The organism is Bacillus sp. FJAT-18017 (assembly GCF_001278805.1).
Classification (GTDB): Bacteria; Bacillota; Bacilli; order Bacillales; family Cytobacillaceae; genus Bacillus_D.
This window is the reverse complement of the sequence record NZ_CP012602.1, coordinates 2,708,016-2,720,208: the sequence shown is the minus strand read 5'-3', so window position 1 is coordinate 2,720,208 and position 12,193 is coordinate 2,708,016. Positions and strand designations below refer to the sequence as shown.

Sequence of the window (12,193 nt, the reverse complement as noted above, 5' to 3'; positions counted from 1 at the left end):
GCGCTCAATATTATCGTTAATACTGCAAAAGACAGTATGATTATGTTTTACTAATTACTTAGCATTTTTTCTTTTTCAATAACATCTTTTACTATATCGTCAATCGTTACTTTTTCAAGAACTTTCTCTAATGCAGTTTGAGCACTGAAAAAGAGTGGTTCGACTGAAGTTTGAATATTTCGTCCAACAATACAATCAGGATTTGGATTCTCATGCATGCTAAAAAGTTCATTATCCTTAACAACACTAACTGCTTTATAAACATCCAGCAAGGTAATATCAGATAAATCTTTTGCGAGCTCTGCCCCAGCAATACCAGGTTGTACCTTAATTAATCCAGCTTTCTTAAGCATCCCCATTATTTTTCTAATGACGGCCGGGTTCGTGTTCACACTTCTTGCTAAAAATTCTGAGGAACTAACTCCACCTTTATTTATTTCAATCAGCGTTAATATATGAATTCCTACGGAAAATCTGCTGCTGATGGACATCTCAGTCACCTTCCTTTTTTCGGGAAAATGTAATTCATTTGATTACACGTGTATTATAACGTAAAAAGTTAATCATATTAAAAGAGTTTTGTTTCGTTGACATATAACCCCACTGTAACTACAATGATTACATGTAATCGGATTGATTACAACTTAATTTTGTCTTCTAGGAGGTTCCTTATGAAAATTGGAATTATTGGTGCAAGCGGGAAAGTAGGCAGTCTTATATTAAAAGAAGCTGTTAGCAGGGGACATCAAGTTACTGCTATTGTAAGGGATAAGTCAAAACTAAAAGAAAAGAATGTTGGGGTAATTGAAAAGAATATTTTTGACCTTTTACAAGATGATGTGAAGCAATTCGAAGTAGTCGTTAATGCATTCGGCGCTCCACTTGGTGAAGAGCAAGCTCATGTTGATGCTGGCCATGCTTTAATTGAGGCCTTAAAAGGAACAAATACAAGAGCGATCATTGTGGGGGTGCTGGGAGCCTTTATGTCGATGAAAATAAAACTGTTCAGCTAATTGATACACCTGAGTTTCCAGATTTCGTTAAACCAACAGCAAAAAGGCAAGGCCGAAATTTACAAGAATTGCAGTCGACAACCGATATAACTTGGACATTTATCAGTCCTTCTGCCGTATTTGATCCAGATGGAAAAAGAACTGGTTCTTATAAGTCGGGAAAAGACCATCTACTCGTAAATTCTAAAGGTGAAAGTTATATTAGCTATTCCGATTACGCAATTGCAGTTTTAGATGAAATTGAAGATCCACAGCACATAAATGAGCGATTTACTGTTGTTGGCGAAGCAGAGTAAGTTGAAAGGGACTTAGCAAAATCCCGGTAAGGATAGAAGTCTGTTCCTAAAAGCGTCAATTCATGATACTTAATAAACTTAATTAAACCCGGCCTTCTTCTAATAGAAGGCCGGGTTCTTCATTTCCTGCCACTATAACTGCCTCACGAAATGCTCTTCAAATTAAACAAATTTACCCTCTTGCCAACTAAAAAGGACTGAATATCCACCTTAATCATAATCATTTAGCCTGCCACAGCTATTGTTAAACCTTTTTAAGCAAAGTGGTGAAATATTGACCTGCTTTATTTGATTTAAATTACTTCAGGTAAAATTTATCACTTAATAAAGCCGGAAGATGGGCAAATAACAACTCACTAACCTGCGGTGAAAGTTCTACAATTAACAATACAAGGAGTAAGTGAATGACAAATGACAGTTTACTGTTATCCAGCTGGAAACACTCACACCTATACGCGCTTTCGCGGGTATTTGTTTTGTTGTTTGTAAATGATTACGCAAGAAGACGGAAATACTATCAAACAATATTACAAAGGTTTTATTTGACTCATCAGGAGGTTTTTTCGTGGAAACAAGTTATAAAGGTACAGATAAGATGATTACAGGAATTGTGTTTGGAGTTATTACATTCTGGCTGTTTGCACAAGCGATCGTCAATGTGGTACCGGCAGTACAGTCAGATTTAGGAATTCCACTTGAGACAGTTAACATTGCAATCAGTGTAACGGCATTGTTCTCGGGTATGTTTATTGTTGCAGCTGGCGGCCTTGCAGATAAAATTGGCCGTAAAAAAATTGCCAATATCGGCTTTATTTTTAGTATTATCGGTTCTCTATGCCTAGTGTTTGCCCAGGGTGCGGCATTATTGATTATTGGACGAGTTATCCAGGGGCTATCTGCTGCGTTTATCATGCCATCGACCATTGCCTTGATGAAAGCATATTTCGAGGGGAAAGATCGCCAGCGCGCACTAAGTTATTGGTCAATCGGTTCATGGGGCGGCTCTGGCGTTGCTTCTTTTGCCGGAGGCGCAATCGCAACGTATTTGGGGTGGAGATGGATTTTTATTTTTTCCATCATCTTCGCCATTCTTGGTATGTTCCTACTTAAAGATACCCCAGAGAGCAAACAGGAATCTGCAGGTAAATTCAGATTTGATTATACTGGTTTAGCTATTTTCATTATTACCATGCTAGCGTTGAATGTATTTATTAACTTCGGATCTGATTTAGGTTGGACAAGCCCGCTTTCACTTGTTCTATTGGCAATCACGATTATTGGTTTAATTGTCTTTGTCAGAGTGGAAAAGAGTAAAGATGTCGTATTAATTGATTTTGCTGTGTTTAAAAACATGCCATATACTGGTGCGACGATTTCAAATTTCCTGCTGAATGCGATTGCCGGCACACTGGTGGTAGCCAATACGTATGTTCAAATGGGCCGAGGATTTAATTCATTCCAGTCAGGAATGCTTTCACTTGGTTATTTAGTTGCCGTGCTTTCAATGATTCGTGTTGGGGAGAAAATTTTACAAAAAGTTGGCGCCAAATCACCTATGATTTGGGGAACCATCATTACGACAGTCGGTGTGGCAATGATGGGCTTGACGTTCTTGCCTGACCTTCCTTATACGATTGTCGTCTTCGTCGGTTTCGCGCTGTTCGGGCTTGGACTTGGCATTTATGCGACTCCGTCAACAGATACATCTGTATCCAACGCACCAGCTGATAAAGTCGGTGAAGCAGCCGGGGTATATAAGATGGCAAGCTCTCTTGGCAGTGCGTTCGGTGTCGCGATTTCCGCGGCTGTATACGCTGCAATTTCAGCAAACGGAAGCCTTGAAACAGCGGCAACAACAGGCATTATTGTAAACGTCCTATTCGGTATACTATCACTGATTTCAATAATCTTCCTAGTTCCTGCAGATGCAGGTAAAACGTCTGCTAATACAAATAATGCGCAAACCGGAAGAAATCGGAAACCTGTTACTGAATAATTGCTTTTGGAAATTAAAAACGTCACATTTTGTGGCGTTTTTAAAGATAGAGAAAGGATGAGAACATCATGAAAAGTTGTCTAATGGAAATGCTGGAATCCCGTGAGGATGAAATCATTCAGATACGCAGGCATTTACATGAAAATCCTGAGCTTTCTTTTAAAGAAGAAAAAACAGCTCAATATATCCTTGATTTTTATAAGGGCAAGGACGTAGATGTCCAATCGAATATTGGTAATGGTTACGGAATTGTCGTCACCATTAAAGGCGGCAAGCCGGGGAAAAACATTGGCCTGCGCGCTGATTTCGATGCGCTGCCTATCGTTGAGGAAACAGATGTACCTTATAAATCCAAAACTGAAGGCGTCATGCATGCATGCGGCCATGATGGCCATACCGCCTACTTGCTGGTATTAGCGGACTGCCTCATTCAATTAAAGGATGAAATTCCAGGTACGATTAAAATTATTCATCAGCATGCGGAAGAAGTTCCTCCAGGCGGGGCAAAGAGTATTGTTGAGTCAGGTGTACTGGACGACCTGGATCATGTATTCGGCATCCACTTGCTTCCAATGGGGCCAGCAGGTGTTGTTGGCTATCATGCCGGGTATTCATTTAACGGCAGGGCTTATATGAAGTTGAAAATTAACGGAAGGGGCGGGCACGGTTCTTCACCGCATCTCGCAAATGATGCCATTGTTGCTGGCGCCCACTTTGTAACTGCGGCTCAAACGATTATTAGCCGGCGGTTAAGCCCTTTTGATATTGGTGTTATAACAATTGGTTCATTTGATGGAAAAGGAACATTCAATGTCATTAAAGATAGTGTCGAGCTTGAAGGCGATATCCGTTATATGACAGTTGAAACAAAGGAAACCATTGAAAAAGAAGTAAAGCGCCTTGCCCGGGGTCTTGAAGAAGAATTCGGCGTAACCTGTAATCTGACGTATGAAAATGACTATCCACCTTTATATAATGACCCAGAATTAACAGCGAAGGTTGCCGGATTCCTTCAGAATGCGAATGACAAGGATATTAAGGAAGTAAAAGAATTTCCAGCAATGCCGCCATCCGAGGACTTTGCATATTATGCTGAAAAATTCCCTTCCTGCTTCTTTTTCATTGCATGTACACCTAAAGGAGTCGAAAAACCTTATTTTAATCATAATCCAAAATTTGATATTGATGAGGATGCCCTTCTCGTCGCAGCGAAGGCAGTCGGAGTTGTTGTTTGCGGCTTCTACGGGTTAGAGTAGGAAAGGATTAGTACAGATAGTAAGATGTGGCTCTAGATAGCCACATCTTTTTGATGTTATAGTATAGACTTACAGCCATAAGTGAGAGGAGGGTTCGCCATGACAACATGGGATATTCTAAACATTATTGGTACTCTTGCTTTTGCTATAAGTGGTGCCCTTATCGCAAGGGAAGAGGATTATGATATAGTCGGGATTTACGTTCTAGGATTTACAACCGCCTTTGGCGGAGGACTCATTCGAAACCTGTTAATTGGCGTTCCAATTGAAGATACTTGGAATCAAGGCAGTTTATTTCAAGTTGCCTTTTTAGCTATTACAATTGTGTTTCTCTTGCCCATTGGCTGGCTGGACCATATAAAAAAGATGATTGTAATTTTTGATGCGATTGGTTTGGCGGCATTTGCGATTCAAGGCGCAAATTATGCCGCTTCTATCGGGGCTCCCCTTATTGCTGTCATTATAGCAGCTACAATAACTGGTGCAGGCGGCGGGATGATCCGGGATGTTTTTGCAGGCCGGAAGCCAATGATTTTTCATTCTGAAATATATGCTCTTTGGGCGGTGCTTGCTGGTTTAACCATTGGTTTGGGCCTCATACGTGGGCCTTATGGCACAGCATTCCTTTTTATCGCAATCGTTTTTTTAAGAATCATGTCAGTCCGCTTTAAGTGGAATCTGCCACACTCAGTCTCTTATGAGAATAAAAGTAGTTTGGGTGGCTGAATCGTTGATTATAGGATTTTCTATTAGCGCTCTTCTGAGACTAAGGAGCAGCGCTTTTTTTACATAATGTAGTTTGTTGCTTCTGTTTACTTTCGGTTTAATTTGGCTATAACGACCTTAATAATCTGGGATATGTCCTGCTATCCATTTATTTATAAGAAACTTTAACTTGGCAGAATCATGTGTACATGGTTCTGCCATTTTTTCTTAGAGTCGGATGGCACACTTACAAGGACGGCAAATCATTGACGGATTTTTTACTAGCAAAGTCGTCGAGAACCTCTATTGACGACCGCGCACTATATTTTTTACCCGCAGGGTCGTCAAGAACCTCTATTGACGACCGCGCACTATATTTTTTACCCGCAGGGTCGTCAAGAACCTCTATTGACGACCGGGCACTACATTTTTTTACCCGTGTGGTCGTCAAGAATATTAAGCTACCCACTAAATAGAATTCTATCTAAGTTCATGGGAAAACTTCCGAAACCGTTCCATTTGTAAGAATGAGTTTTTGTTAAACATTCGCCTTATGGATATTTGATTTTAAACAGGGAATACCATCCGGATATATACGCCTGCTGAATTGGTTTGCAACTAAAGGGTTATGCTAAACAAGCGAAGCTAATGGAAATAGAATGTCTTTTAAATTGAACTACATAGGTTGGAGGCAGAAGGATATGTCCATTCTTATTGGGATATTAGGGATTCTGATTTTAATTGGTATTGCCTGGGTGATGTCAAATGACAAGAAAAACATTAATTATCGGGCGATTATTATTATGCTGGCTGTGCAGTTATTTCTCGCCTGGTTTATGCTCAACACTGCTATTGGTAAAAAGGTTTTGCAAAAAATTATCGACGGCTTTAACAGGGTTTTATCATTTGGAAATGAAGGAATTGCTTTTGTTTTTGGAGATCTATCAACAAAGGGGTACTTTTTTATCAACGTACTCATGATGATTATATTTGTATCTGCCTTGCTTTCGATTCTCACCTATACGAAGATTCTGCCGTACGCAATTAAATATATCGGAGGTGCAGTGTCGAAGATAACCGGATTACCAATGGTAGAATCATTTGTTGCGGTAAATTCAATGGTATTTGGAGATACGACGGCGATACTATCAGTAAAATCTTATTTGCCCAAGCTTTCGCCAAACCGGTTGTTCATTGTTGTCACATCTTCACTCGTTGCCGTTTCCTGTTCAATACTAGGGGCGTATATGCAAATGATACCGCCTGAGTTTGTACTGGTCGCATTGCCAATTAACATCTTTTCGGGTTTGATTCTCTCATCAATCGTTGCACCCGTTACAAAAGAAGAAGATGAGGAAATTAATATACAAGAAATGATTCCTGAAAAGTCATTATTCGAAGCAATTGGCAACGGTGCGTTGATTGGCGGGAAAACTGCCTTGATTGTTGGGGCAATGGTTCTCACTTATATTGGATTGCTTGCAATGGTTAACTTCGTTCTGGATGCAATCATCGGAATTAACTTTCAGGAGCTCCTCGGGTACGTATTTGCGCCGGTTGCATTTATTATGGGAATCCCGACTTCCGAAATTGTCCAGGCTGGTTCAATTATGGGAACGAAGGTTGCAGCCAATGAGTTTGTTGCCATGCTTGATTTTGAGAAAATGATTCCTGACATGACACCAAAAACTGTTGGGATAGTCTCGGCATTCTTAATTTCCTTTGCTAACTTTTCTTCAATTGGAATTGTCCTCGGAACAGTACAAGCCCTGGACCAAAAGCAGGCAACCCTGCTGGCAAAGGTTGGACTAAAGGTGCTCTTTGTTGCAACTATGGGCTCGGTCCTGACAGGAATCATGGTGGGATTATTTTTATAAATAAAGAAATACAACGGCAGTCCAATTTATATGAATTGGGCTGTTTTTATTTTTGAAAATAATCAAGGTCCTACGTCTAAAAAGGTTTTCCTGTTTGCATTTGCTTGCTGCGTGTTCATAATGCGCAGAGGGCAAACGATTATGCTACAGAATTAAATTCAAAGGGTACCTTTGCTAGGTACTAAAAACCGTCAGTGATAAGTCAAGCCATACTCGGGATGGAAAAACAGCTAACCACAGCCGAACCCCTTTTAGTGGATTAATCGGGTGTTTTTGGAAGGAAATTCAATTATTATCGTGCAATCCATCACTAATCGTAAATAGAATTCGTCATTCCTGTTTGGAAATTATTTCGACCGTTTTCACACTTTTTTCCCCCTGTACGAACTAGATTTCCCCTTCTTCACAGATTTTTTCACCCTCTACGAAACATATTTCGAAACTATTCACCATTCAGTCACAGTGGATTGGCGTTAACACTCCCAAGCGAATGAAAATTCATGCACGAAACCCCTTATAGTGGATTAATCGTGTGTTCTCGGAAGGAGATTTATCCACGAAACCCCTTTTAGTGGATGTAATGTGTGTCCTTCGGGGAGAAGGTGGGAATTAGTAAAGAATGGTTAACATGTTACAATCAATTAAAAGGGCTGGGACTTTTCCAGAGTAAACCTAACAACAGCTAGGAAGGTGCACTATGATTAACATAAACATTTTCTTTCGAAAAAGAATCGATTTCCCGCTTGATGAAAAAATTACATTTGAACATTTAGATAAGGTTCTGAAGGGGATGGCAGCAACCATTCCTTTTGAAAATTTGAACATTGTTGAAGGACGGACAAAGGATTTAACTGAGGAACATTTGGCAACTAAGATTTTGGGGCTGAGCGAAGGCGGGCTTTGTTATGAGCTGAATCCGCTATTGTTCCTTTTTTTAAAAGAAAATGGCTTTAAGGTTTGGATGGTTCGCGGGATTGTGTATGATCATTCCGGGCAGCGGTGGAGCGGTACCGGTATGACACATGTGGCGATTCTGCTTTCTCATGAGGGGAAGGAATACCTCGTTGATGGAGGCTTTGGCGGGAACCTGGCACTAAAGCCTGTTCCTTTGAGCGGGGAGACGGTGTCGTCGGTTACTGGGGAGTTCCGGGTTGAACGTGCTGAAACGGAATTTGGCGATTTTCTTCTTTATATGAAGCTAAAACATAAGGATCAGGAATGGAAGGTTGGTTATGCCTTTAATACAAGAGAGAGGCTGCTGGAGGTTCGGGCTTTGAATGAAGTGCAGAAGGTTATTGCCGAGCACCCGGCATCCGCTTTTAATAAAAAGCCGCTTGTTACCAGGCTTACTGATAGGGGAAATGTGACGTTGACGGAAGGGACGTTCACGGAATGGAACGATGGAAAGGTTCAGAAAAAGGAGATAACTGAAGAGCAATTTAAGGAACTGGCGAAGGACTATTTCGATTTATGAGCAATGAAAACGAGAAGGAAAACCCTGACATGATGTTGAATCTGTAAATACAAACAGATTTTTACTAAAGGGGATTCAAATTGGCCATAAAAAATGATGTGGGTTATCCTTCTCTGGAAACGGAAAGGCTTACCCTAAGAATTTTGACACTTGATGATTGCGGTGCGGTTTTTGAGCATTTTTCAGATAGGGATGTTACCAGATTCATGGACATTGAGCCTTGCAAGGACTTGAAGGAAGCCAAGGGAATTATCCAGTTTCATTTGGATGATGCGGGATGCAGGTGGGGAATTTTTGAAAAGGCCAGTAAAAGCTTAATTGGAACGGTTGGATTTCACTATTTGCGCGGTCAAGGCGGAGTTGCAAAACCGGAAGTTGTCTATTACTTATCGAAACGATATTGGGGAAATGGATTTATGGTTGAGGCTATGAAAAAGCTATTTCATTCGGCTTTCAGGGAATGAAACTCGATATTATTGATGCGACTGTGGATGAAAATAACCAGAAGTCCACTCAACTCCTTCAGAAGTTAGGCTTTGTAGTGGACGAGAAGTATAAAAAAGGAAATGAGTTGTACTTTTATTTAGAGCGCAACGAAGCATGAACCGTTTTCTGCATGGATCCAGGAAGGATTCATGCTTTTTTTCTAAAAATGAACGGGATTAAGGGGGGAGCTTAATGAAACGGTTGATTATAGCCTTATGTTTCATGCTAGTTGGCTGCAATAGTTCTGGTGATGGTTCAGATTCGGAGGAAGTGGGGGCATTTGATTTAAAAGGTCTGATTACTGAAATAGATCAGGCTGGGAATGCGGTGTTAATGGATGATGAAACCAATGGGCTGGTATGGGTTTCAGTGAAAAAACCAGATAGCATGGAAAGATTCCAAGTGGGGCAAGAAATCGTGGTTTGGACCGAGGGAGCGATACGGGAATCTTATCCAGCGCAAGCTACAGCCTTGAATATTGAGATTATCTCGACACCACAATCTGAACTTAATCATTTGATCGCCAGTGAAAAAACATTGCCTGACAGCTTTTCAGAACTTGCATTCAAGCGAAAAACCGCACCTTTTCATCAATATTTAGTGAAGAATGCAGATAACTCTTCTGAATTTAAAGATTTATGGCATCTTTATGGTCTAGAAACGGGCCTTCCTGAGATTAATTTTGATGAAGAAGTTGTACTTTTCATTGGGGTCCAAGAATCTGGAAGCTGTCCTTATACCAACGTGGAGAGTGGCATCTCAGCCGGTAAGAAATCATTCAATGTAACTCTTGTTGAACCAGGTGGTAATTGTACTGCTGATGCTACTCCTAGGACGTTTGTATTTAAGGTTGATAACGACCAATTCATGAAATTGGAGAGTGTTTCAATTACCCAAAGTGGGATCGATACACGGGTACCGCTGAAGTAAGATGGAACATATATTAAAAGCTGCCCAACATTGGGGGGCTTTTTTGCTATGACCATGTGGTTTTAAGAAATTTATAATATTTGGAAAATACTAGTGACAACAATCAAAACTTTGTGTAAAATTACACAGGAATAGGAAATTTTCTTTACACTATTTTTACAATGAAGACATCAAGAATTGGTTTACAATGGTAATAGGGTTACTATTTTTAGAAAGAGGGAGAGAGAATGGCGGGAAAAGCACTAGAAGTGCAATCGTTAACCAAAAAAATCAAGAATAAGCTGATAGTGGACGATGTTAGCTTCTCTGTTGAAAAAGGCGAAATCTTCGGGTTGCTCGGGCCAAATGGAGCGGGCAAGACGACGATTATTCGAATGATCGTTAGCCTGATTGGCCGCACGAAAGGTAATGTGATTATAAACGGATATAATCTCGATAGCCAATTTAAAGAATCAATGAGCGAAATGGGTGCGATTGTTGAAAACCCGGAATTCTATAAATATTTAAGTGGCTATAAGAACCTTAAGCACTATGCAAATATGGCGAAGGAAAAAATAACCGAAGACCAAATTAAAGAGGTAGTCCGTGTTGCTGGTCTTGAAGATGCTATCCATCAGAAGGTTAAAACTTATTCTCTTGGCATGCGGCAGCGTTTAGGAGTCGCCCAAGCTTTGCTGCATTCTCCAAGCCTATTGATTTTGGATGAGCCTACAAACGGGCTCGATCCTCAGGGAATCCGCGAATTCAGGGATTATTTGCGAACCCTTGCAAAAGAAGGCATTTCCGTACTCGTTTCTTCGCATTTATTGTCTGAAATGGAACTAATGTGTGATCGATTTGCGATTATTGAACGCGGCAAATTAATACATATTTCTGCAATCAATCAGTTGAATGATAAAGCTGACCAAAGCATGACGGTTTCATTTGAGGTGAGCGACCTTGAATTGGCTATGAAGGTGCTGAGGGAACAAAGCATTGGCAGCGAATTGAAGACAATCAGCACAGACCTATTCACGATAAACCTCGATAGGGAAGGCATTGCAACGGCAAATCAATTATTGGTAAAAAATCAAATCAGTGTATATGCGATTAGTCCTGTTGCCACTTCGCTAGAGGATCGGTTCCTGGAATTGACAGGCAAAGAAAAACAGGAGGTACAGTCACGTGTTGTTGCTAATTAAAAATGAATTAATGAAACTGTTCGGCAAAAAGTCTAGCTGGATTTATATGTTGATTATCCTGATCGCGGTGATAGCGGCTGGAATTCTTCAGAATAATTTTAGCGGGGAACCGAATGAAAATTGGCGCGAGGACACACAGGCGAGTGTTAACCAGATGCAAAAGGATTTAGAAGAAGCACCGGCGGAAGAGAAGGAATGGATCGTTCAAGCGATTGAACGAGAGCAGCTTTATCTTGATGAGAACATCAATCCGACCGCGATGAGCAATTGGCATTTTATGAATCAGACAGTTATTGGGGTAAGCATGCTGGTCACATTGTTCGCGGTTATTGTAAGCAGTGCCAGTGTATCAGCGGAATTCGCGGATGGTACGATCAAACAGCTGCTTATCCGGCCGCATGGACGCTGGGCGATTCTATTATCGAAATATATTTCGTTAATCATCTATTCAATTCTATTGTTGGCAACACTTATCGTTTCAGGTTTTCTGGTCGGCACGATTCTCTTTGGAAGCGGGGATTTCGGTGCTAAATTTGTTGAAATGACTCTTGAAGGACAAAAGATTGCCGAGCTAGGACCACAATTTTTCTTGAAGGTACTCTATTACTTACCAAGTCTTTTAATTGTCATCACCATCTCGTTCATGCTATCGACTTTATTTAGGAGCCAGGCATTAGCAGTTGGAATCGGGATCTTCGTTTTGTTTGTGTCTTCAACACTTGGCGGGCTGATTGTTATGCTGGCGGAAAAATATACATGGGCTAAATATTTGATTTTCCCACACCTGGATTTAACCGTCTATGCACTGCAGGACAAAATTTTGGAAGATGTCACACTTCCAGTATCAATCCTCACGCTGTCTGTGTACTATATTGTTTTCATGGTGCTAACCTTTACCATTTTCCAAAAAAGGGACGTTAGTATATAAGAAATGGAGTGCAGTGATCCCGCGGGATTGCTGCATTTTTTATTTAAGGCT

10 protein-coding genes and 1 pseudogene are annotated in these 12,193 nt (G+C 40.6%); 10 read left to right on the top strand and 1 reads right to left on the bottom strand.

The window, feature by feature from the left end; genetic code table 11:
• Positions 1 to 50 precede the first annotated feature (50 nt).
• On the bottom strand, positions 51 to 491 hold the full coding sequence (locus AM500_RS12755; RefSeq protein ID WP_053599547.1) for an Rrf2 family transcriptional regulator: 441 nt from the start codon (positions 489 to 491) through the stop codon (positions 51 to 53).
• A gap of 180 nt (positions 492 to 671) precedes the next feature.
• On the opposite strand from AM500_RS12755, the pseudogene AM500_RS12750 reads away from it, so the two are divergent.
• The 10 genes and pseudogenes from AM500_RS12750 (at position 672) to AM500_RS12705 (ending at position 12,142) form a co-directional block, all read left to right on the top strand.
• Positions 672 to 1,309: pseudogene (locus AM500_RS12750) on the top strand (NAD(P)-dependent oxidoreductase).
• Positions 1,310 to 1,904: 595 nt separating this feature from the next.
• Positions 1,905 to 3,305 carry an MFS transporter gene (locus tag AM500_RS12745; RefSeq protein WP_053601717.1) on the top strand — a complete coding sequence of 467 codons (1,401 nt, stop codon included), beginning with the start codon at positions 1,905 to 1,907 and terminating at the stop codon, positions 3,303 to 3,305.
• A gap of 68 nt (positions 3,306 to 3,373) precedes the next feature.
• Positions 3,374 to 4,561 (top strand): amidohydrolase, encoded by a 1,188-nt coding sequence (locus AM500_RS12740; protein ID WP_053599546.1) that lies wholly within the window; start codon positions 3,374 to 3,376, stop codon positions 4,559 to 4,561.
• Positions 4,562 to 4,660: 99 nt separating this feature from the next.
• Positions 4,661 to 5,287 (top strand): trimeric intracellular cation channel family protein, encoded by a 627-nt coding sequence (locus tag AM500_RS12735; RefSeq protein WP_053599545.1) that lies wholly within the window; start codon positions 4,661 to 4,663, stop codon positions 5,285 to 5,287.
• Positions 5,288 to 5,967: 680 nt separating this feature from the next.
• A complete protein-coding gene (locus tag AM500_RS12730; protein WP_053599544.1) occupies positions 5,968 to 7,143 on the top strand; it encodes a NupC/NupG family nucleoside CNT transporter in 1,176 nt (391 codons plus the stop codon).
• 697 nt (positions 7,144 to 7,840) lie between these two features.
• Positions 7,841 to 8,617 (top strand): arylamine N-acetyltransferase family protein, encoded by a 777-nt coding sequence (locus AM500_RS12725; protein WP_053599543.1) that lies wholly within the window; start codon positions 7,841 to 7,843, stop codon positions 8,615 to 8,617.
• Between the two features lie 80 nt (positions 8,618 to 8,697).
• The gene (locus tag AM500_RS12720) at positions 8,698 to 9,081 is read left to right on the top strand and encodes a GNAT family N-acetyltransferase (protein WP_231687995.1); all 384 of its coding nucleotides are present in this window, start codon (positions 8,698 to 8,700) and stop codon (positions 9,079 to 9,081) included.
• Between the two features lie 214 nt (positions 9,082 to 9,295).
• Positions 9,296 to 10,033, top strand: a complete 738-nt coding sequence (locus AM500_RS12715; RefSeq protein ID WP_053599542.1) for a DUF3221 domain-containing protein — start codon at positions 9,296 to 9,298, stop codon at positions 10,031 to 10,033.
• A 227-nt stretch (positions 10,034 to 10,260) separates the two neighbouring features.
• Positions 10,261 to 11,214, top strand: a complete 954-nt coding sequence (locus AM500_RS12710; RefSeq protein WP_053599541.1) for an ABC transporter ATP-binding protein — start codon at positions 10,261 to 10,263, stop codon at positions 11,212 to 11,214.
• Entirely contained in the window at positions 11,198 to 12,142 is a 945-nt protein-coding gene (locus AM500_RS12705; protein ID WP_082347219.1) for an ABC transporter permease, read from the top strand. The genes AM500_RS12710 and AM500_RS12705 overlap by 17 nt, the downstream gene beginning before the upstream one ends.
• The last annotated feature ends 51 nt before the right edge of the window (positions 12,143 to 12,193 follow it).

Bases quoted from the DNA above. Each gene is read 5' to 3' on its own strand.
- AM500_RS12740 (WP_053599546.1), top strand. From the start codon at position 3,374: ATGAAAAGTTGTCTAATGGAAATGCTGGAATCCCGTGAGGATGAAATC.
- AM500_RS12710 (WP_053599541.1), top strand. From the start codon at position 10,261: ATGGCGGGAAAAGCACTAGAAGTGCAATCGTTAACCAAAAAAATCAAG.
- AM500_RS12735 (WP_053599545.1), top strand. From the start codon at position 4,661: ATGACAACATGGGATATTCTAAACATTATTGGTACTCTTGCTTTTGCT.
- AM500_RS12745 (WP_053601717.1), top strand. From the start codon at position 1,905: ATGATTACAGGAATTGTGTTTGGAGTTATTACATTCTGGCTGTTTGCA.
- AM500_RS12715 (WP_053599542.1), top strand. From the start codon at position 9,296: ATGAAACGGTTGATTATAGCCTTATGTTTCATGCTAGTTGGCTGCAAT.
- AM500_RS12725 (WP_053599543.1), top strand. From the start codon at position 7,841: ATGATTAACATAAACATTTTCTTTCGAAAAAGAATCGATTTCCCGCTT.
- AM500_RS12730 (WP_053599544.1), top strand. From the start codon at position 5,968: ATGTCCATTCTTATTGGGATATTAGGGATTCTGATTTTAATTGGTATT.
- AM500_RS12755 (WP_053599547.1), bottom strand. From the start codon at position 491: ATGTCCATCAGCAGCAGATTTTCCGTAGGAATTCATATATTAACGCTG.